At 69.6% G+C, this 21123-nt stretch carries 19 protein-coding genes; 9 read left to right on the plus strand and 10 right to left on the minus strand.

Features of this window, described 5'->3' with window-relative positions; genetic code table 11:
- Window positions 1-5 precede the first annotated feature (5 nt).
- The 4 genes from EDD92_RS12560 to EDD92_RS12575 are packed head-to-tail and all read right to left on the minus strand — an operon-like array spanning window position 6 to window position 3734.
- Window positions 6-323: a bifunctional 3-phenylpropionate/cinnamic acid dioxygenase ferredoxin subunit gene (locus tag EDD92_RS12560; protein WP_030933402.1), complete on the minus strand. Its 318-nt coding sequence runs from the start codon at window positions 321-323 to the stop codon at window positions 6-8.
- Window positions 323-1504, minus strand: coding sequence for a Fe-S cluster assembly protein SufD (gene sufD / locus EDD92_RS12565; protein WP_123964376.1), 1182 nt, complete (start codon window positions 1502-1504; stop codon window positions 323-325). The genes EDD92_RS12560 and sufD overlap by 1 nt, the downstream gene beginning before the upstream one ends.
- Before the next feature lie 59 nt (window positions 1505-1563).
- Window positions 1564-2985 (minus strand): Fe-S cluster assembly protein SufB, encoded by a 1422-nt coding sequence (gene sufB / locus EDD92_RS12570; protein WP_123964377.1) that lies wholly within the window; start codon window positions 2983-2985, stop codon window positions 1564-1566.
- Window positions 2982-3734 carry a metalloregulator ArsR/SmtB family transcription factor gene (locus tag EDD92_RS12575; RefSeq protein WP_123964378.1) on the minus strand — a complete coding sequence of 251 codons (753 nt, stop codon included), beginning with the start codon at window positions 3732-3734 and terminating at the stop codon, window positions 2982-2984. Before EDD92_RS12575 ends, sufB begins: the two co-directional genes overlap by 4 nt.
- Window positions 3735-3906: 172 nt before the next feature.
- On the opposite strand from EDD92_RS12575, the gene EDD92_RS12580 reads away from it, so the two are divergent.
- The 4 genes from EDD92_RS12580 (at window position 3907) to EDD92_RS12595 (ending at window position 7560) form a co-directional block, all read left to right on the plus strand.
- Window positions 3907-4767: an aminoglycoside N(3)-acetyltransferase gene (locus EDD92_RS12580; protein WP_123964379.1), complete on the plus strand. Its 861-nt coding sequence runs from the start codon at window positions 3907-3909 to the stop codon at window positions 4765-4767.
- 10 nt (window positions 4768-4777) lie between these two features.
- Window positions 4778-5701 carry an ABC transporter ATP-binding protein gene (locus tag EDD92_RS12585; protein ID WP_123964380.1) on the plus strand — a complete coding sequence of 308 codons (924 nt, stop codon included), beginning with the start codon at window positions 4778-4780 and terminating at the stop codon, window positions 5699-5701.
- A 53-nt stretch (window positions 5702-5754) separates the two neighbouring features.
- Entirely contained in the window at window positions 5755-6471 is a 717-nt protein-coding gene (locus EDD92_RS12590) for an ABC transporter permease (protein ID WP_260327298.1), read from the plus strand.
- A 78-nt stretch (window positions 6472-6549) separates the two neighbouring features.
- A complete protein-coding gene (locus EDD92_RS12595; RefSeq protein ID WP_123964382.1) occupies window positions 6550-7560 on the plus strand; it encodes a heme A synthase in 1011 nt (336 codons plus the stop codon).
- A 194-nt stretch (window positions 7561-7754) separates the two neighbouring features.
- Here the strand turns inward: EDD92_RS12595 and EDD92_RS12600 are convergent, their stop codons facing one another.
- From EDD92_RS12600 to EDD92_RS12610, 3 genes are all read right to left on the minus strand, one after another.
- The gene (locus EDD92_RS12600; RefSeq protein ID WP_123964383.1) at window positions 7755-8861 is read right to left on the minus strand and encodes an amidohydrolase family protein; all 1107 of its coding nucleotides are present in this window, start codon (window positions 8859-8861) and stop codon (window positions 7755-7757) included.
- Window positions 8862-8917: 56 nt separating this feature from the next.
- Window positions 8918-9250, minus strand: coding sequence for a hypothetical protein (locus EDD92_RS12605; RefSeq protein WP_030933377.1), 333 nt, complete (start codon window positions 9248-9250; stop codon window positions 8918-8920).
- Between the two features lie 117 nt (window positions 9251-9367).
- Window positions 9368-10321 (minus strand): heme o synthase, encoded by a 954-nt coding sequence (locus EDD92_RS12610; protein WP_123964385.1) that lies wholly within the window; start codon window positions 10319-10321, stop codon window positions 9368-9370.
- Between the two features lie 356 nt (window positions 10322-10677).
- On the opposite strand from EDD92_RS12610, the gene tkt reads away from it, so the two are divergent.
- The 5 genes from tkt to pgl are packed head-to-tail and all read left to right on the plus strand — an operon-like array spanning window position 10678 to window position 17342.
- Entirely contained in the window at window positions 10678-12765 is a 2088-nt protein-coding gene (tkt, locus tag EDD92_RS12620) for a transketolase (RefSeq protein WP_123964386.1), read from the plus strand.
- Between the two features lie 33 nt (window positions 12766-12798).
- Window positions 12799-13917, plus strand: a complete 1119-nt coding sequence (tal, locus tag EDD92_RS12625; RefSeq protein ID WP_123964387.1) for a transaldolase — start codon at window positions 12799-12801, stop codon at window positions 13915-13917.
- A 4-nt stretch (window positions 13918-13921) separates the two neighbouring features.
- Window positions 13922-15445, plus strand: coding sequence for a glucose-6-phosphate dehydrogenase (gene zwf, locus EDD92_RS12630; RefSeq protein WP_123964388.1), 1524 nt, complete (start codon window positions 13922-13924; stop codon window positions 15443-15445).
- Window positions 15442-16563, plus strand: coding sequence for a glucose-6-phosphate dehydrogenase assembly protein OpcA (opcA, locus tag EDD92_RS12635; RefSeq protein WP_123964389.1), 1122 nt, complete (start codon window positions 15442-15444; stop codon window positions 16561-16563). Before zwf ends, opcA begins: the two co-directional genes overlap by 4 nt.
- Window positions 16560-17342 (plus strand): 6-phosphogluconolactonase, encoded by a 783-nt coding sequence (gene pgl, locus EDD92_RS12640; protein ID WP_123964390.1) that lies wholly within the window; start codon window positions 16560-16562, stop codon window positions 17340-17342. Before opcA ends, pgl begins: the two co-directional genes overlap by 4 nt.
- 222 nt (window positions 17343-17564) lie before the next feature.
- Here pgl and EDD92_RS12650 read toward each other — a convergent pair whose 3' ends face one another.
- From EDD92_RS12650 to EDD92_RS12660, 3 genes are read right to left on the minus strand one after another with little or no spacing between them, the layout of a single operon-like run.
- Window positions 17565-18404 (minus strand): carbohydrate ABC transporter permease, encoded by an 840-nt coding sequence (locus tag EDD92_RS12650; protein ID WP_123964391.1) that lies wholly within the window; start codon window positions 18402-18404, stop codon window positions 17565-17567.
- On the minus strand, window positions 18401-19762 hold the full coding sequence (locus tag EDD92_RS12655; RefSeq protein ID WP_123964392.1) for an ABC transporter permease subunit: 1362 nt from the start codon (window positions 19760-19762) through the stop codon (window positions 18401-18403). The genes EDD92_RS12650 and EDD92_RS12655 overlap by 4 nt, the downstream gene beginning before the upstream one ends.
- Before the next feature lie 6 nt (window positions 19763-19768).
- A complete protein-coding gene (locus tag EDD92_RS12660) occupies window positions 19769-21097 on the minus strand; it encodes an ABC transporter substrate-binding protein (protein ID WP_123964393.1) in 1329 nt (442 codons plus the stop codon).
- Window positions 21098-21123: the final 26 nt, after the last annotated feature.

Below are 21123 nucleotides of genomic sequence, written 5' to 3' on the forward strand. Positions count from 1 at the left end.
GTGCCTCAGGACTCCTGGTTGAGGGAGACGAGAACGTCGTCCCCTTCGATCTTTACGGGGTATACGGGGACGGGGCGCGTCGCGGGGAGGCCGGACGGCTTGCCGGTGCGCAGGTCGAAGCTGGAGCCGTGCAGCCAGCACTCGATCTGGCAGTCCTCCACCTCGCCCTCGGAGAGCGAGACGTTCGCGTGCGAGCAGATGTCGTGGATCGCGAACACTTCGCCCTCGGTCTGCACGACCGAGATGGGCGTGCCGTCGAGTTCCACCCGCTTCGGGGTGTCCTCCTCCAGCTCGCTCAGCCCGCAGGCGCGTACGAAGGTCATCAGACCGTGGCCTCCAGCTCCTCGTCGATCTTCTCGAGCAGCCGCGCCTGGATGTCGTCGACGCCGATCTGCTGGACCAGCTCGGCGAAGAAGCCGCGGACCACCAGGCGGCGGGCCTCGTCGGCCGGGATGCCGCGGGCCATGAGGTAGAAGAGCTGCTCGTCGTCGAAACGGCCGGTGGCACTCGCATGCCCCGCGCCGACGATCTCGCCGGTCTCGATCTCGAGGTTCGGCACGGAGTCGACCCGGGCGCCGTCCGTCAGGACGAGGTTCCGGTTCATCTCGTACGTGTCCGTGCCCTCGGCCTTGGCCTCGATGAGCACGTCGCCGATCCACACGGCGTGGGCGTTGTCGCCCTGCAGGGCGCCCTTGTAGGCGACGTTCGACTTGCAGTGCGGGGTGTTGTGGTCGACCAGGAGTCGGTGCTCCTGGTGCTGGCCGGCGTCCGTGAAGTACAGGCCGAAGAGCTCGGCCTCGCCGCCGGTCCCGGCGTAGGCAACGCGCGGGTGCAGGCGTACGAGGTCGCCGCCGAAGGTGACCACGAACGACTTGAAGGTGGCGTCCCGGCCGATCAGCGCGTTGTGCTGGCCGACGTGCACGGCCTTGTCGTCCCAGTCCTGGACGGAGACGACGGTGAGCTTGGCGCCGTCGCCCAGGATGTAGTCGACGTTGGCGGCGAGCACGGCGTCACCGGTGTGGTCGATGACGACGACGGCCTCGGCGAAGGCGCCCAGCTCGATCACCTGGTGGCCGTAGGCGACCCCGCCCTCGCCGTGCACGGCGATGCGGATCGGCTCGGTGAGGACCGTCTCCTTGGGGACGGTGACCACGCCGGCCTTCTCGAACGCCGAGTACGCCTGGGCGGCGATGCGGTCCACCGGGGTGCCGGCCTTGCCGATCCGGGCGTCGTCACGGCCGACGGTCTCCACGGTCACGCCCTCGGGGGCCTGCACGTCGACCTTCACGCCGTCACCGGTCGCGACGGCGGTGCCGTCGTGCAGCCCGCGCAGGCGCTCCAGCGGGGTGAACCGCCACTCCTCCTCGCGGCCGTGCGGGACCGGGAAGTCCTGCACGTCGAAGGACGGGGGCGCGCTCATGCGCGTGGCGACGGTCGATTCGGCGGCCACCGCGATCTGGCCCGCGGTGGTGGACCCCACGGGGATGTTCTGAGCCTCAGCCATGGCTGTCGGTCTGCTCTCTTCCTACGTCAGAAATTGCTGGCTGCTGTCGGGTGCGGGTCTTAACCGACCGCACCTTCCATCTGCAGCTCGATCAGCCGGTTGAGCTCGAGGGCGTACTCCATGGGCAGCTCCTTCGCGATGGGCTCGACGAAGCCGCGCACGATCATGGCCATCGCCTCGAACTCGCTGAGGCCGCGGCTCATCAGGTAGAAGAGCTGGTCCTCGGAGACCTTGGAGACGGTCGCCTCGTGGCCCATGGACACGTCGTCCTCGCGGACGTCCACGTAGGGGTACGTGTCGGAGCGGGAGATGGTGTCGACGAGCAGCGCGTCGCACAGCACGTTCGACTTGGAGCCGTGGGCGCCCTCGCCGATCTCCACGAGACCGCGGTAGGAGGTACGACCGCCGCCGCGCGCCACCGACTTGGAGACGATGTTGGAGGAGGTGTTCGGCGCCATGTGGACCATCTTGGAGCCGGCGTCCTGGTGCTGGCCCTCGCCCGCGAAGGCGATGGACAGGGTCTCGCCCTTGGCGTGCTCGCCCATCAGGTAGACGGCCGGGTACTTCATCGTCACCTTGGAGCCGATGTTGCCGTCGATCCACTCCATGGTCGCGCCCTCGTACGCCACGGCGCGCTTGGTGACCAGGTTGTAGACGTTGTTCGACCAGTTCTGGATGGTCGTGTAACGGCAGCGGGCGCCCTTCTTGACGATGATCTCGACGACCGCGGAGTGCAGGGAGTCCGACTTGTAGATCGGGGCCGTACAACCCTCGACGTAGTGGACGTAGGCGTCCTCGTCGACGATGATCAGCGTCCGCTCGAACTGGCCCATGTTCTCCGTGTTGATGCGGAAGTAGGCCTGGAGCGGGATCTCCACGTGCACGCCCTTCGGCACGTAGATGAAGGAGCCGCCGGACCACACGGCGGTGTTCAGCGACGCGAACTTGTTGTCGCCGACCGGGATGACCGTGCCGAAGTACTCCTTGAAGAGCTCGGGGTGCTCCTTCAGGGCGGTGTCGGTGTCCAGGAAGATGACGCCCTGCTCCTCCAGGTCCTCGCGGATCTGGTGGTAGACGACCTCGGACTCGTACTGGGCCGCGACACCGGCGACGAGGCGCTGCTTCTCCGCCTCGGGGATGCCGAGCTTGTCGTACGTGTTCTTGATGTCCTCGGGCAGGTCCTCCCAGGACTCCGCCTGCTTCTCCGTGGAGCGCACGAAGTACTTGATGTTGTCGAAGTCGATGCCGGAGAGGTCGGAGCCCCAGTTCGGCATGGGCTTCTTCTCGAACAGGCGCAGGCCCTTGAGACGGAGCTTGGTCATCCACTCCGGCTCGTTCTTCTTGGCGGAGATGTCCCGGACGACGTCCTCGCTGAGACCGCGCTTGGCAGAGGCACCGGCCTCGTCGGAGTCGGCCCAGCCGTATTCGTAGTTGCCCAGGCCCTCGAGCTCAGGGTGGGCAGTCTCCGTGGGGAGAGTCATGCGGGGTTCCTCCCGGCCGTGCTTGCGGTTGCGTTGTCAGTGGTCTTGGAAATCTTTGGGATGAACGTCGTGCAGACGCCGTCGCCGTGCGCGATGGTCGCCAGCCGCTGGACGTGTGTGCCGAGCAGCTGGGAGAAGATCTCGGTCTCCGCCTCGCACAGCTGCGGGAACTTCTCCGCGACATGGGCCACCGGGCAGTGGTGCTGGCAGAGCTGCTCACCTTTTTGCGGGAGGGGGGCGCTGCGCGCCGTAGCAGCGTACCCGTCCGCGCTCAGGGCCTTGGCCAGGGCTTCGGTGCGCTGCTCGGGGGCGGCGGCCTCTATCGCCGCGCGGTAGGCGGCGGCCTGCTCCGCGATCCTCGCACGCGCGAAGGCCACCACTGCCTCGTCCCCGCCGAAGCGCTCCTGGATCCAGCGCAGGGCGTCCGCGGCGAGCTTGTCGTAGGACTGGTCGAAGGCGTCGCGGCCGCAGTCGGTGAGCGCGAAGACCTTGGCGGGACGGCCGCGCGTGCGCGCGCCGTACACCCGCTGCTCCCGCGCCTCGACGACGTCGTCCGCGACCAGCGCGTCCAGATGCCGTCGTACGGCCGCGGGGGTGAGCCCCAGTCGCCCGGCCAGCTCGGTGACGGTCGACGGCCCGTGGTCCAGGATCGACCGCGCGACCCGGTTGCGCGTGGAGCGCTCACCGGTCGCGTGCTCGTCCTGCTGGGTCCCCGTAGGGGTCTCCAGAGCCTCGCCGACGTTTTTCACAACGCCATTGTTGCGTAATTCCTCAGGGCCGGGCAACCCGCGTCCCGGCTGCTGGACGGTGCCCTGCGTCACTTAGGCACACCTAACCTGACCTGCGGAAACGATCTTTGATCGATCAGAGCCGGGCCAATTCGGTGGCGCCCGGAGCCCCCTTCCGGGACACTCCCCAACCATGTCGACACCCCCTCCCACCGGCCCTCTTGTCACCCGCGACACACTCGCCGCACAGCTGGGAGCACTGGGCGTCGAGTCCGGCGAGATCCTCCTCGTGCACTCCTCGCTCCGCTCGCTGGGCTGGGTCTGCGGAGGGGCCGTCGCAGTCGTCCAAGGGCTGCTCGACGCGCTCGGTCCGGAAGGCACCTTGGTCGTCCCGACCCAGACCGGCGACCTCTCTGACCCGGCGCTGTGGGCGAACCCGCCGGTTCCCGAGGAGTGGTGGGAGCGGATACGGGCCACCATGCCCGCCTACGATCCACTGATCACACCCTCGCGCGGGGTCGGCGTGATCCCGGAGACCGTGCGTACCTGGCCGGGCGCCCGGCGCAGCGCGCACCCGCAGACGTCCTTCGCAGCACTCGGCCCGCGCGCGGCGCAGATCCTCGACGACCACGCGACCGACTGCCGGCTCGGCGAGCGAAGCCCGCTCGCGCGGCTGGAAGAGCTTGGCGCCAGGGTGCTCCTGCTCGGCGCCGGGTACGGCTCGTGCACCAGCTTCCACCTCGCCGAGTACCGGATACCGTCGCCGCTCGTCACGGTGGGGCGCCCCGCGCCCGGTGGCGGCTGGGAGACGGTGACGGAGGTGTCGATCACCTCCGAGCGGTTCGACGAGCTGGGACACGACTTCGAGCGGGACCGTGCCGTCGTACGCGGGAAGGCGGGCGCCGCCGACGTCCGGCTGTTCCCCGTGGCGGATGCGGTGGCGTACGCGGAGCGGTGGCTGGCGCTGCACCGGTCCCGGGAGGAAGAGATCCCCGCACTCCCCGGGAGTGGAGATCCTGCACCCGCCCGTCCGGGCCGCGGACCCCGTACCTAGACTCTGGCCCATGCGAAGTGAGCCCGTGGTCCAGGTTCAGGCCCTGGTGAAGCGGTACGGCACCAAAACCGCTGTGGACGGCCTCGACCTGGTGGCCCAGGCGGGCGTGACCGCCGTACTCGGCCCGAACGGCGCGGGCAAGACCACGACCGTCGAGACCTGCGAGGGATACCGCAGACCGGACTCCGGCACCGTGCGCGTCCTGGGGCTCGACCCTGTGCGGCAGGCGCGTCAACTGCATCCGCGCATCGGCGTGATGCTGCAGTCCGGCGGCGTCTACTCGGGCGCGCGGGCGGACGAGATGCTGCGGCACGTGGCGAAACTGCACGCCGACCCGCTGGACGTGGACGCCCTGATGGAGCGGCTCGGCCTCGGCTCCTGCGGCCGTACGACGTACCGCCGTCTCTCCGGCGGCCAGCAGCAGCGGCTCGCGCTCGCGATGGCCGTCGTCGGCCGCCCGGAACTGGTGTTCCTGGACGAACCGACCGCCGGCCTCGACCCGCAGGCCCGGCACGCCACCTGGGACCTGGTCCGCGACCTGCGCGCCGACGGCGTCTCGGTCATCCTCACCACGCACTACATGGACGAGGCCGAGCAGCTCGCCGACGACGTCGCGATCATCGACGCCGGCCGGGTCATCGCCCAGGGCTCCCCGGAGGAGCTGTGCCGCGGTGGCGCCGAGAACACGCTCCGCTTCACCGGCCGCCCCGGCCTGGACGTGGGTTCCCTGCTGAAGGCGCTCCCCGCGGACTGCTCGGCGGCGGAGCTGACCCCGGGCTCGTACCGGGTCGTCGGCAAGGTCGACCCCCAGCTGCTGGCGACGGTGGCGTCCTGGTGCGCGCAGCACGGGGTGATGCCGGACAGGATCTCGGTCGAACGGCACACCCTCGAAGACGTGTTTCTGGAGCTCACCGGCAAGGAGCTGCGCTCGTGACCACGGCCACCGGTACGTACGCGCCGAAGCCCGGCGCGGCCCCTCTCCCCCGCATGATCGCGGCCCAGGCCGCGCTCGAGACGAGGATGCTGCTGCGCAACGGCGAACAGCTCCTCCTGACGGTCGTGATCCCGACCCTCCTGCTGGTCCTGTTCAGCTCCGTGGACATCGTCGACACAGGCGCGGGCAAGGCCGTCGACTTCCTCGCCCCCGGCATCCTGGCGCTCGCCGTGATGTCGACGGCGTTCACCGGCCAGGCGATCGCCACGGGCTTCGAGCGCCGCTACGGCGTCCTGAAGCGCTTGGCCTCCTCGCCGCTCCCCCGCTGGGGCCTGATGACGGCGAAAACGGCGTCGGTACTGGTCACGGAGATCCTTCAGGTGATCCTCCTGACGGTGATCGCCTTCACGCTGGGCTGGTCCCCGCACGGCAACCCGGCAGCCGTCCTGCTCCTGCTCATCCTGGGCACGGCGGCCTTCTCGGGCCTCGGTCTCCTCATGGCGGGCACGCTGAAGGCCGAGGCGACCCTGGCCGCCGCCAACCTGGTCTTCCTGCTGCTGCTCGTGGGCGGTGGCGTGATCGTGCCGATGGACAAGTTCCCGCAGGGGGCGCAGGACGTGCTGGGGCTGCTGCCCATCTCGGCCCTGTCGGACGGGCTGCGGGACGTACTGCAGCACGGAGCCGGAATGCCCTGGGGGGACCTGGGGATTCTGGGGGTGTGGGCGGTCGTCGGGCTGGCGGTGGCCGGGAAGTTCTTCCGCTGGGAGTAGCCGGGCGCAGCTGGGAGCAGTCCGGAGGACGGGCGCGTCATGGACCCTCGTGAAAGCGTGCACAAGCAGCCCCCTACGATGGAACGCGTGCCAAACGTGACCCGCGCCGACGCCGTGGCGGCCCTGCGCAACCCGCTCTCCTTCATCGCCGCACGCTGGACCCCCGCGCCCCGGACGGTCCAGCGGTCGGCTCTCTCCGCGCTCGTCATGTCGGTGGTCATCGTGGTCACCGGCGGTGCGGTGCGGCTGACCGGCTCCGGGCTCGGCTGCCCGACCTGGCCCAAGTGCACCGCGAACTCGCTCGCGCCGACGGGCGAGATGAACTTCCACAGCGCCATCGAGTTCGGCAACCGCATGCTGACGTATGTCCTGTGCGCCGCCATCGGCTGGGCGATCGTCGCGGCGCGCTCCGAGAAGCCGCACCGCCGCAGCCTGACCCGCCTGGGCTGGGCGCAGTTCTGGCTGGTCATGGGCAATGCGGTGCTCGGCGGCATCGTGGTCCTGGTCGGCCTCAACCCGTACACGGTCGCGGCCCACTTCCTGCTCGCCTCCGCGCTGATCGCGGTCGCCGTCGTGATGTGGCAGCGCACCCGCGAGGGCGACGGGGCGCCCCGTCCGCTGGTCGGCAAGCCGGTGCAGCAGATGGTGTGGTTCCTGGTCCTCGCCACCGTGCTGCTGATCGCGGTGGGCACGGTGGTCACCGGGGCGGGACCGCACGCGGGTGACTCCACGGAGGTCGAGCGGATCCCGATCGACTGGGAGACGGTCGCCAAGCTGCACGCGGTGCTCGCGTGGATCGTGGTCACGCTGACCTTCGCCCTGTGGTTCGTCCTCAAGGCGGTCGACGCCCCCAAGGACCCGCTGGCCCGCACCCGCGAACTGTTCCTGGTCCTGCTCGCGCAGGGCGTCATCGGCTACGTCCAGTACTTCACGCACCTGCCCGAGATCCTCGTCGGTCTGCACATGCTCGGCTCCGGCCTGATCTGGATCTGGGTGCTGCGGGTACTGCTGGCCCTGCGGGAGCGGCCGGAGGCTGTTGCCGACCTGCCCGGCCCTTCGGCCGAGGTGACGGTGGGCACGCGCGCGTAAGCGCTGCGCTGGGAGAAGTGCGGGGACCTGCCGCCGGTCGTCTGCGGCACCGTCGTGGCTGGTCGCGTACCGTGGCGGAGCCGCCGATGTCACGGCCCCGCGCCCCTTCAGAGCGCTACCGCCGAGTCGGTAGGCGGCTCCGCCGCGGGCGGCGGACTTCGTCCGGCCCGCTCAGGGCCGCATTCCGGTACGGCTCAGTCCAGGCCGTACACCCTGCGCGCGTTCCCGGACGCCACCATCCCGGCCACCCGCTGCGCGTCCCCCAGCGACCACGCCCCCTCGGCGACCCAGCCGCCCAGCACTCGCCCCAGGGCCTCCCGGAACAGTCGCGCCCCCACGACGTGCAGTTCGGGCAGGCCGTGAGCCCCGCTGGAGAAGAGGATCTTGCCGAAGGGGGCCAGTTCAAGGATCTCGGCGAGGACGGTTGCGGCGCGGGCACCGGTGCGGACCAGGGCTGCGCCCGAGTCGGCGTAGACGTGCGGGAAGACGCCGGCCAGGTGGGCGGCGTGGCGGTGGTAGGGGTAGCCGTGCAGCAGGACCAGGTCGGTGCCCAACCCTGCCGTCGCGCGGACGAAGTCGGTGAGCAGCACCGGGTCGGTGCGGTCGATGCGCCGGCCCGCTTCACCGAGGCCCGCGTGGAGCTGGAGCGGCAGGCCGGAGGCGACGGCGATCCACAGCACATGCCGTAGGAGTACGGCGTCGGTCAGCTCGCCGCCCACCCGGCGGCCGGCCAGCCACCGGCCGGCGGCGCCGCGCACCTCCCCCGGCCCGGGCGGCTCGGGCGCGAGTGCCAGACCGTGTCGTAGGCCCGCGACCGAGGTGAAGGCCACGGCGTTCGCGGCCGCGGCGTGCACCGACTCGGCGAGGTTGGCGAGGAAGGACTCCACGGTGCCGGAGGTGTCGGCGACCTGTTCGGCCAGTAACTCCAGGCGGACGATCTCACGGGCCTCGGCGGCCCCGGCGGACGCCAGCTCGGCGGGGCCGGTCAGATCACCGGGCATCCCCGTGTCGACCAGATACGTCGTGATGCCGCTGCCGCGCAGCAGCCTGCGGCCCGTTTCCAGTACGCCCAGTTCACGACGGCGGGCGAGATAGCGGGCGGGCGCACAGTGCGGTTCCAGGCCGAGCAGCGGAGGGCACCAGCGGCGTACGGCGAAACCGGTCTGGGTGTCGAAGAGGGTCGTGCCGGCGGCGGGCGGGCCCTCGGTGCGGGACAGCTGGGCCTCGAAGGTGCCGAGGCCCAGCTCCGTCCTCAGTACGCCATGGCAGTACTGGTCCACGAGGGACGGCGTTTCGATCATCCGGACTCCCCGTGTGCTGGCCTTGTTGTCACAGGGCCTAACGGGTGAACCCAGCACTAGGTGTTGCTCGGACCGCCCACCTGAATCCCGGCCATGCGCGTCCACTCGTACCGGCCCGTCTTCACCTTGGCCGCGAACTCGCCGTCGAAGTCCTCGTGGACGGTGATGCCGGCCTTCTCCACGGCCTTCTCGGCCAGCTCGTACGAGGGCGCCACCAGGTCGCCCCAGCCGCCGTCCTCGCCGACGAGGACGATGCGCGCACCGCGCTCGCCGATGTAGGCCACCTGGCCCTCGGCCCCGCCGTGCGCCTTGGAGAAGGCGCCGATCTGCTTGGCGAGCCGCGCCACCTTGCGCTCGGCCTTCGGGTCAACCTGCTGAGTCTCTGCCATGGCCAGGATGCTACCGACGAGTAGATCAAACGGCGACGGGCGGGGTGCGTGGCCTTGACCACGCGCCCCGCCCGGGACGACGTACAGAGAAAGAGGACGTACGGAGAAACAGAAGGACTAGCGCAGGAACGGGTCCACCGCGACCGCCACGAACAGGAGCGACACATAGGTGATGGACCAGTGGAACAGGCGCATCTCCTTCAGCTTCGCGCCCGTCACCTCCGCCTTGGCACGGTTCTGCAGGCCGTGCGCCTCCCACAGCCAGAAGCCGCCGGCCAGCAGGGCCACGAGCGTGTAGAACCAGCCCGTGTAGCCGAGCGGCGTCAGCAGCAGCGAGACGGCGACCATCACCCAGCTGTAGATCACGATCTGCTTGGCGACCACCTTGTTGGAGGCGACGACCGGCAGCATCGGCACGCCCACGCGCGCGTAGTCCTCCTTGACCTTCATGGACAGCGGCCAGTAGTGCGGCGGCGTCCAGAAGAACATGACGAGGAAGAGGATGACCGGCGCCCACGACATGGAGTTGGTGACGGACGACCAGCCGATGAGGACCGGGAGGCAGCCGGCGATGCCGCCCCACACGATGTTCTGCGAAGTACGGCGCTTGAGGATCATCGTGTAGACGACGACGTAGAAGAGGAGTGCGCCGAGGGAGAGCCAGGCGCTCAGCCAGTTGACGGTGAAGCCGAACAAGAGCGTCGAGACGACCGCGAGGGTGATGCCGAAGACGAGGCACTCGCGCGGGCTGACCATGCCGGTGACCAGCGGGCGCTGCGAGGTGCGGTCCATGAGGGCGTCGATGTCACGGTCGATGTACATGTTCAGCGCGTTGGCGCCGCCCGCCGAGAGGTAGCCGCCGACGCAGGTGAGCAGCACCAGCGTCAGGTCCGGCACACCCTGCTGGGCCAGGAACATCACCGGAACGGTGGTGATGAGCAGCAGCTCGATGATCCGCGGCTTGGTGAGCGCCACGAACGCCTTGACACGGGCCCCGAACGGCCGGTGACTCGAGCTCCTGCTCTCCCCCAGCACCCCGGCTGGACGGGATTCGACGGCCGTCACGCACACCCCTACAGAGACATCCCAGCAAGCCCCATCCCTGTGAAGTCCCGGTAAAGGCTCGCGCGTACCACGCCACTGTAGACGTTGCCCATACCCCGACCTTCGCGGGGGTGGGGTCGTGTTGGGAGGGGTCGTACAGAAGCTCGATCGAGAGCTCGATTGAGCACTCGGATGAGCCGCTCCGTATTCAGTTGCCGAATGCGATCTGCCCAGTCGGGAGGCGGATCCCCCGTGGGCCCGGCAGTCTGGAATGACTCGAAAAAATGCGCGTTCTCACGGGGGTAGGCTCGACAGCGGCCGGTGGGCGTCCAGTGCGCCGGCATTCGACATGCGTGACATGTGGAGAGGAGCCCTGACCCAGGGTGAGCACCAAGCCGACCACCACAGACCTCGAGTGGACCGAGTTGGACCAGCGGGCCGTGGACACCGCCCGCGTCCTGGCCGCCGACGCCGTACAGAAGGTCGGTAACGGCCATCCGGGTACGGCGATGAGCCTGGCGCCCGCCGCCTACACCCTCTTCCAGAAGGTGATGCGGCATGACCCGGCCGACCCGGACTGGGTTGCCCGCGACCGCTTCGTGCTGTCCGCCGGTCACTCGTCCCTGACCCTCTACACACAGCTCTACCTGGCCGGCTTCGGCCTGGAGCTGGACGACCTGAAGGCCTTCAGGACGTGGGGTTCGAAGACCCCTGGTCACCCGGAGTACGGCCACACCAAGGGCGTCGAGACGACGACCGGCCCGCTGGGCCAGGGTGTCGCCAACGCCGTGGGCATGGCGATGGCCGCCCGCTACGAGCGCGGCCTGTTCGACCCGGAGACCCCGCAGGGCGAGTCTCCCTTCGACCACTTCGTCTACGCGATCGCCGGTGACGGCTGCCTCCAGGAGGGCATCTCCGCCGAGGCGTCCTCGCTGGCCGGCCACCAGAAGCTGGGCAACCTGATCCTGCTGTGGGACGACAACCACATCTCGATCGAGGGCGACACCGAGACCGCCGTCTCCGAGGACACCGTCAAGCGGTACGAGGCCTACGGCTGGCATGTGCAGCGCATCGCCCCGAAGCCCGACGGCGACCTCGACCCGCACGCGATCTACAACGCGATCGAGGCCGCGAAGCAGGTGACGGACAAGCCGTCCTTCATTGCGATGCGCTCGATCATCGCCTGGCCCGCCCCGAACGCGCAGAACACCGAGGCCGCGCACGGCTCGGCGCTCGGCGACGACGAGGTCGCGGCCACCAAGCGCGTCCTGGGCTTCGACCCGGAGCAGTCCTTCGAGGTCTTGGACGACGTCATCAAGCACACCCGCCAGGCGCTGGAGCGGGGCCGCGAGGCGAAGGCCGAGTGGGAGAAGTCGTTCCAGCTGTGGCGGCAGAACAACCCCGAGCGCGCCGCGGAGTTCGACCGCATCAACGCGGGCGAGCTGCCCGCCGGCTGGGAGGAGAAGGTCCCGGTCTTCGAGCCGGGCAAGGGCATCGCCACGCGTGCCGCGTCCGGCAAGGTGCTGCAGGCGCTCGGCGCCGTGATCCCCGAGCTGTGGGGCGGCTCCGCCGACCTGGCCGGCTCGAACAACACCACCATCGACAAGACCAGTTCGTTCCTGCCGGCGGACAACCCGCTGCCGGAGGCGAACCCGTACGGCCGCACGATCCACTACGGCATCCGCGAGCACTCCATGGCCGCGGAGATGAACGGCATCGCGCTGCACGGCCACACCCGTATCTACGGCGGTACGTTCCTGGTCTTCTCCGACTACATGCGCAACGCGGTGCGGCTGTCGGCGCTGATGCACCTGCCGGTGACGTACGTGTGGACGCACGACTCCATCGGTCTCGGCGAGGACGGCCCGACGCACCAGCCGATCGAGCACCTGGCCTCGCTGCGCGCGATCCCGGGTCTGAACGTGGTCCGCCCGGCCGACGCCAACGAGACCGCGATCGCGTGGCGCGAGATCCTCAAGCGCTACACCAAGGTCTTCGGCAAGGGCGCCCCGCACGGCCTGGCGCTGACCCGTCAGGGCGTGCCGGTGTACGAGCCCAACGAGGACGCGGCCAAGGGCGGTTACGTCCTGTTCGAGGCCGAAGGCGGCGAGGCGCAGGTCATCCTGATCGCCACCGGTTCCGAGGTGCACGTCGCCGTCGAGGCGCGCGAGCAGCTCCAGGCCGACGGGGTGCCGACCCGGGTCGTGTCCATGCCGTCTGTGGAGTGGTTCGAGGAGCAGGACCAGGGGTACCGGGACAGCGTTCTGCCGCCGCAGGTGAAGGCGCGGGTCGCGGTCGAGGCGGGTATCGGTCTCACCTGGCACAAGTACGTCGGGGACGCCGGCCGCATCGTTTCCCTGGAGCACTTCGGTGCTTCGGCCGACGGCAAGGTCCTCTTCCGCGAGTTCGGCTTCACTGCGGAGAACGTGGCCGCCAAGGCGCGGGAATCCCTCACCGCCGCCCAGCGCTGACGCTCACATACGACACGTAGGAGATGTAATTCCATGACAGACGCACTCCAGCGCCTCTCCGAAGAAGGCGTCGCGATCTGGCTGGACGACCTGTCGCGCAAGCGGATCACGTCCGGCAACCTCGCCGAGCTGATCGACCAGCAGCACGTCGTGGGCGTCACCACCAACCCGACGATCTTCCAGAAGGCGATCTCGTCGGGCGACGGTTACGAGCAGCAGCTCGAGGACCTCGCCGCCCGCAAGGTCACCGTCGAAGAGGCCGTCCGCATGATCACCACGGCGGACGTCCGCGACGCCGCCGACATCCTGCGCCCGGTCTTCGACGCCACCGACGGCCAGGACGGCCGCGTGTCGATCGAGGTCGACCCGCGTCTGGCGCACAACACCAAGGCGACGGTCGCCGAGGCCAAGCAGCTGGCCTGGCTGGTCGACCGTCCGAACACGCTCATCAAGATCCCGGCCACCAAGGCGGGCCTGCCGGCGATCACCGAGGTCATCGGCCTCGGCATCAGCGTCAACGTCACGCTGATCTTCTCGCTGGAGCGCTACCGCGAGGTCATGGACGCCTACCTCTCCGGCCTGGAGAAGGCCAAGGAGCGCGGCCTGGACCTCTCGCTGATCCGCTCGGTCGCGTCCTTCTTCGTGTCCCGCGTGGACACCGAGATCGACCAGCGGCTCGACGCCCTGGGCACCGACGACGCCAAGGCGCTGCGCGGCAAGTCCGCCGTCGCCAACGCCCGCCTCGCCTACCAGGCGTACGAGGAGGTCTTCTCCTCCGACCGCTGGAGCAAGCTGGAGAACGCGGGCGCCCGCAAGCAGCGTCCGCTGTGGGCGTCGACGGGTGTCAAGGACCCGGCGTACAAGCCCACCCTCTACGTCGACGACCTGGTCGCGCCGAACACGGTCAACACCATGCCGGAGGCCACCCTGCAGGCCACCGAGGAGCACGGTTCGATCACCGGCAACGCCGTTGCCGGTACGTACGAGCAGGCCCGCGCGGACCTCGACGCCGTCGAGAAGCTCGGGATCTCGTACGACGACGTGGTCCAGGTCCTGGAGGACGAGGGCGTCGAGAAGTTCGAGGCGTCCTGGAACGACCTGCTCAAGTCGACCGAGGCGGAGCTGGAGCGCCTCGCCCCCTCGGAGGGCTGAAACCTTGTCGAGCAGCAACCCGCTGCGTGACCCTGCAGACCGACGGCTCCCGCGTATCGCGGGGCCGTCGGGCCTGGTCATCTTCGGCGTCACGGGCGATTTGTCACGGAAGAAGCTCATGCCCGCCGTGTACGACCTCGCCAACCGGGGTCTGCTGCCGCCGGGCTTCTCGCTGGTCGGGTTCGCCCGCCGCGAGTGGCAGCACGAGGACTTCGCGGCCGAGGTCCACGACGCCGTCAAGGCGCACGCCCGTACGCCGTTCCGCGAGGAGGTCTGGCAGCAGCTCATCCAGGGGATGCGCTTCGTGCAGGGCACCTTCGACGACGACGACGCGTTCGAGCGGCTGCGCGGCACCATCGAGGAGCTCGACAAGGCCCAGGGCACGGGCGGCAACTTCGCCTTCTACCTCTCCGTTCCACCGCGCTCCTTCCCGGTCGTCATCCAGCAGCTGAAGAAGCACGGTCTCGCCGACCAGACAGGCGGCTCCTGGCGCCGCGCGGTCATCGAGAAGCCGTTCGGTCACGACCTGAAGTCGGCCGAGGAGCTGAACAAGGTCGTCCACGAGGTCTTCGCCCCGGACCAGGTCTTCCGCATCGACCACTACCTGGGCAAGGAGACCGTCCAGAACATCCTGGCGCTGCGCTTCGCCAACACGATGTTCGAGCCGATCTGGAACCGGTCCTTCGTGGACCATGTGCAGATCACCATGGCCGAGGACATCGGCATCGGCGGCCGCGCCGGCTACTACGACGGCATCGGCGCCGCCCGTGACGTCATCCAGAACCACCTCCTCCAGCTGATGGCTCTTACGGCCATGGAGGAGCCCGCCTCCTTCGACGCGGACGCGCTGGCCGCCGAGAAGACCAAGGTGCTCGGGGCCGTTCGGCTGCCGAAGGACCTGGGCCGGGCCACCGTGCGCGGGCAGTACGCGGAGGGCTGGCAGGGCGGGGAGAAGGCGGTCGGGTACCTCCAGGAGGAGGGCATCGACGCCAAGTCGAAGACGGACACGTACGCGGCGATCAAGCTGGAGGTGGACAACCGCCGTTGGGCGGGCGTGCCGTTCTACCTCCGCACCGGCAAGCGCCTGGGCCGCCGCGTCACCGAGATCGCCGTCGTCTTCCAGCGGGCCCCGCACTCCCCCTTCGACCACACGGCGACGGAGGAGCTGGGCAAGAACGCGATCGTCATCCGCGTCCAGCCGGACGAGGGCGTGACGGTGCGCTTCGGCTCGAAGGTGCCGGGCACCTCGATGGAGATCCGGGACGTGTCGATGGACTTCGCCTACGGCGAGTCCTTCACCGAGTCCTCCCCGGAGGCGTACGAGCGTCTGATCCTGGACGTCCTGCTCGGCGACTCGAACCTCTTCCCGCGCACCGAGGAGGTCGAGCTGTCCTGGCAGATCCTCGACCCGATCGAGCAGTACTGGGACCAGAACGGCAGGCCGGCGCAGTACGCGTCCGGCACGTGGGGGCCCGTCGAGGCGGACGAAATGCTCGAGCGAGACGGACGGAGCTGGCGCCGGCCATGAAGATAGACCTCACGGACACCACGGCCAGCAAGATCAACAAGGCGCTGGTGCAGGGCCGCCGTGCCATCGGCACGCCGGCCGTCGGCATGGTGCTCACGCTGGTCATCGTGACGGACGAGGAGAACGCGTACGACGCCCTGAAGGCCGCGAACGACGCCTCGCACGAGCACCCCTCGCGCACCCTCGTGGTCATCAAGCGTGTCTCCCGCTCGCCTCGCGACCGTACGCAGTCCCGGCTGGACGCCGAGGTGCGGGTGGGCGCGGACGCGGGCACCGGCGAGACGGTCGTCCTGCGCCTGTACGGCGAGATCGTGGACCACGCGCAGTCGGTGGTCCTGCCGCTGCTGCTGCCGGACGCCCCGGTGGTGGTCTGGTGGCCGGTGAACGCGCCCCTCGACCCGGCGAACGACCCCCTGGGCGCACTCGCCCAGCGCCGGGTGACGGACACGTACGCCGCGGAGCAGCCGGTACGGGAGCTGACGTCCCGCGCCGACACCTACACCCCCGGCGACACCGACCTGTCCTGGACCCGCATCACGCCCTGGCGTTCGATGCTGGCCGCCGCGCTCGACCAGGTCACCTGCGAGGTGGAGGCCGTCGAGGTGGAGGGCGAGGAGTTCAACCCGAGCTGCGAGCTGCTGGCGATGTGGCTGGCGGACCGGCTGGACGTGCCGGTGAAGCGGTCGCTGTCGAACGGGCCGGGTCTGACGGCGGTCCGTATGGCCACGAACACCGGCCAGATAGTCCTGGACCGTGCGGACGGCTCGCTGGCCACTCTCTCCATCCAGGGCCAGCCGGACCGTGCGGTGGCGCTGAAGCGGCGTGAGACGGCCGAGCTGATCGCGGAGGAGCTGCGGCGGCTGGATCCGGACGACACGTATGCGTCGGCGCTGCGGTTCGGTGTGGACCGGCTGAACCCGTCGCTGCCCGCGCCGGGTCCTTCGGCGCCCGCGCCGGAAGCGGCCGCCGAACCGGAGGTGGCCCCCAAAGGAGAAGCGGCCGCCGTCGAAGCTGCTGCGGAAGCTTCCGCAGCGCAGGAGGAGGCGGAGGCGTCGGTGAACGACGGGGCGAAGGACAAGTCGACGAAGGACGAGGCGACGAAGGCGGCGGCGCAGTGAGCACTCCGCAGCTGGTCGTGCACCACGACAAGGAACTGATGGCGCAGGCCGCCGCGGCCCGTCTCATCACGAAGATCGTGGACGCACAGGCCTCCCGGGGCTATGCGTCCGTGGTCCTGACGGGTGGCCGCAACGGCAACGGCCTGCTGGCCGCGCTGGCTGCCGCACCGGCCCGGGACGCGATCGACTGGGGCCGCCTCGACCTGTGGTGGGGGGACGAGCGCTTCCTGCCCGAGGGCGACCCGGACCGCAATGTCACGCAGGCCCGCGGAGCCCTGCTGGACTCCGTCCCGCTGGATCCGAAGCGGGTGCACGCCATGCCGGCATCGGACGGTCCTTACGGTGCCGACGTCGAGGCGGCGGCGGAGGGGTACGCGCAGGAGCTGGCCCGGGCGGCCGGTCCCGAGAACCACGGTGCCGTGCCGACCTTCGACGTCCTGATGCTGGGCGTGGGCCCGGACACGCATGTGGCGTCGCTGTTCCCGGAGCTGCCCGCGGTCCGGGAGACGGACCGCACGGTCGTGGGTGTCCACGGCGCGCCGAAGCCTCCGCCGACGCGGGTGACGCTTACGTTGCCGGCCATCCGCGCCGCCCGCGAGGTCTGGCTGCTGGCAGCCGGGGAGGACAAGGCGCAGGCGGCTGCGATCGCCCTGTCGGGCGCGGGTGAGGTGCAGGCGCCTGCGGCGGGGGCTCGTGGGCGCTCCCGCACGCTGTGGCTGCTGGACGGCGCGGCGGCGTCACAGCTGCCCCGCTCGCTGTATCCGCCGGCTTCGGCCTAAGCGGTTTTCGCCCCCGCCGCCCCTACCCATTCCCGTCCCTGGGGGCTGCGCCCCCAGACCCCGCTTTCGGCCTGAACGGCCTCGTCCTCAAACGCCGGACGGGCTGAGATGGGCTGAGCCAAATCCAGCCCCTCCGGCGTTTGAGGAGCGGGGGTCCGGGGGCTGGCCCCCGGGTCCGGACGGGTAGGGGCGGCGGGGGCGAAAAACCCTCCGCCGCACCCCTCACTTCACAGACCCCGCCATAACCCCCTGCACAAAGTGCTTCTGAAACGCGAAGAACACCACCACCGGCACCACCAGCGACACAAACGCCCCCGGCGCCAGCACATCGATGTTGCTCCCGAACTGCCGTATCTGCGACTGAAGTTGCACCGTCAACGGCTGCGATGAACTGTCCGCGAACAACAACGCCACCAGCATGTCGTTCCACACCCACAGAAACTGGAAGATCGCCAGCGAGGCAATCGCCGGCCGCCCCACCGGCAGCACCAGCCGCGTGAAGATCCGCCACTCGCTCCCGCCGTCCATACGAGCGGCCTCCAGCATCTCCTTCGGCATCTCGGCGAAGTAGTTCCTCAGCAGGAACACCGCGAACGGCAGCCCGTACGCCACATGGAACAGCACGACCCCCGGAATCGTCCCGAACAGCCCGAGCTCACCGAAGAGTTTGGCCACCGGCAGCAACCCGATCTGCACCGGCACCACCAACAGGGCCACCACGACCAGGAAGACGGCCTCCCGCCCGGGGAAGTCCAGCCAGGCGAAGGCATATCCGGCCAGCGCCGCCAGCACCACGACCAGCACGGTCGCCGGCACGGAGATCAGTACCGTGTTCCAGAAGGCCTGCGTCATCCCGGAGTTCTTCAGCAGCGCCGAGTAGTTGTCGAAGGACAGCTGACCCGGGCTGCTGAACACCGTCCACCAGCCGCTGCTCGCCGAGTCCTGCGAGGTCCGCAACGACGACAGGAACAACCCCGCGAGCGGCGTCAGCCACACCAGACCGATCACCACCAGGAAAGCCTGCACCAGCCCGTTCCCCAGGCCACGCCTGACCGCGTTCATCGCTGACTCCTCCGGAAACGACGGACGTTGAAGACCATGGCAGGGACCACGAGAAGCAGGAGCAGCACGCCCAGCGCACTCCCCAGCCCCTGGTTGTTGCCGCCGCCGAAGGACACCAGCCACATCTGGGTGGCGAGCACGGTCGCGTCCTCCTGCACCGGTCCGGGCGCGATGATGTAGACGAGGTCGAACACTTTCATCACGTTGATCACGAGGGTCACGAAGACGACCGTGAGCACCGGCGCCAGCAGCGGCACCGTGATCCGCCGGAAGATCTGCCACTCGTTGGCGCCGTCCATCCGCGCCGCCTCCAGCGCATCGCGCGGCAGCGTCGCGAGCCCGGCACCGATCAGCACCATCGCGAACCCGGTCCAGATCCACAGATACGCCCCGATGATCGCCGGCGTGACGAGCAGCGGCCCGAGCCACGAGACACCCTGGTACGGCTGCGCGAAGTTCGACGCGGGCAACTCCACGGTGTACGAGCCGGACTTCAGTCCCGCGAAGTGGAAGGAGCCGTCAGCCGCGGTCGTCGTACGCCCGACCGTCGTCCCGTCGTCCCCCACCGCCTCGACCTTCATCTCCGGCAGCCCGCTCTCCCGCGGGTCGACCTTGCCCTGCTTCCCGCCCCCGCCGGGGGTGAAGTCCAGGTAGACGACCCCGCTCACCTCGTCGGCCGCGGCCTTGCGGTGCGCGGCGCCGTACGCGGGCTCGGCACCGCCCGGCAGGTCCTTGGGGGCGACGCCCACCAGCCCGAGCGTCACCGACTGCCCCGATGACACGCTCCCGCTCGTCCGGTACGAGCCGTCCGGTCCCGCCTTCAGCCCCTGGCCCACGCGGGCCCGTGCGGTCGGGTACTCCGACGTGCCCTTGAAGGCGTCGTGCACTGAGACCACGGCCGCGTTGAGCACGCCCTTGTTCGGGTCCTCGTCGTAGGCGAGCCGGAAGATGATGCCCGCCGCCAGGAAGGACACCGCCATCGGCATGAACAGCAGGAGTTTGAAGGCCGTCGCCCAGCGGACCTTCTCGACCAGTACGGCGAGGATCAACCCCAGACCGGTCAGCAGCGCAGGCGCCACGACGACCCAGATGGCCGTGTTCCGTACGGCTTTGAGGGTCGCCGGGTCCCGGAACATCTCGGTGTAGTTCTCGCCGCCCACGAAGCGCGTCCCGGACGCGTCGAAGAAACTGCGGCCGATCGAGAACAGCACGGGGTACACGACGAGCGCGCCGAGCAGGAGCAGCGCCGGGAAGACGAAGAGCAGGGCGATGATCCGGGCCCGGCGGCGGGAGCGCCGGGCCCGCTCGACGCCCGCGACGGCGGGCGGACTTGTCTCTTTCACCAGAGTCGCGGTCATGGCGCGTCAGCCCTTGTAGGCCTTGGCCGCCGCGGCCTCCAGCTGTGCCGCGGTGCCCTTCGGGTTCGACGGGTCGCTCAGGAAGTCCTGGAGCAGCTTCCACTCGCCCGCGCCCTTCGTGCCGCCGAACGCCGCCGGCGCCTGGTCGGACATGTCGAAGCGGACCGAATCCCCGGCGGAGACAAGGGACTTGGCGGTGGCACGGGTGACGTCGTCGCCGTAGGAATCGAGAGACAGCTTCTTGTTCGGGGACAGGAAGCCGCCGGCCTTGGCCCATACGGCGGCGGCCTCCGGGGTCGCCAGGTACTCCAGAAGCTTCATGCCGGCGCTGGCGTTCTTGCCGTCCTTGAGGACGACGGCCGCGTCACCGCCGCTGACCACCGGCGCCTTGCCGCCGTCGACGGCGGGGAAGGGGAAGAAGTTCGCGTCCTTGCCGATGGTCTTGCCGAACTGGTCGTGGGCGACGCCGGCGACGAAGTCGCCCTCGTAGACCATGCCGGCCTCGGGCTTGGGTCCGAACACCTTCTGCACCGAGCCCGGGAAGTCGGTGTTGAGGGCCTCCTTCTGGCCGCCGGCTATCAGCTGCCTGTCCTTGAACAGCTTGCCGAGGGTGCCGAGCGCCTTGACCACCGAGGCGTCGGTCCACTTCAGCTTGTGGGCGGCCAGGGCGTCGTACTTCTCGGGGCCCGCCTGGGAGAGGTAGATGTTCTCGAACCAGTCGGTGAGGGTCCAGCCGTCCTGCCCGGCGACGGAGAAGGCGGCGAGGCCGGAGTCGGAGACGGTGTGTCCGGCCTTCAGCATCGCGTCGTACGTGGTCGGCGGCTTGACGCCGGCCTGGGTGAGGGCCTCGGGGCTGTACCAGACCGTCGACTTGTGGGCGGCCTTGAAGTACAGACCGTAGAGGAGGCCGTCGACGCTGCCGTACTTCTTCCAGACGGGGGCGTAGCCCGCGTCCACGGCCTTCTCCGTGGTGGAAGACAGCGGCTTGAGCCAGCCCTTCTTGGCGAACTGCTGAAGCACACCCACCTGCGGGACCATCACCACGTCGGGCGCGTTGCCGCCTTCGATCTTGCTGCCGACGACGGTGGAGACGTTGTCGCCGGTGGAGATGAACTGCGTCTTGGCGCCGGTCTTCGCGCTGAAGGCGTCGAGGACCTTCTGGAAGTTCTTCTGCTCGCTGCCGGTCCAGACGCCGGCCACCGTGACGGTCTGGCCGCCCAGCGACTTGTCGCCGCCGCCGGCTGAGACCGGGCCGCCGCCTCCGCAGGCGGTGGCGCCGAGCGCGAGGGCAAGGGCGGTGCAGCTGGTGAGCAGGGTCGTGCGTCGTCGCATCATCGTTGATGTCCCTTCAAGGGGTGGGA

Source organism: Streptomyces sp. TLI_185 (assembly GCF_003814765.1).
GTDB lineage: Bacteria > Actinomycetota > Actinomycetes > Streptomycetales > Streptomycetaceae > Streptomyces.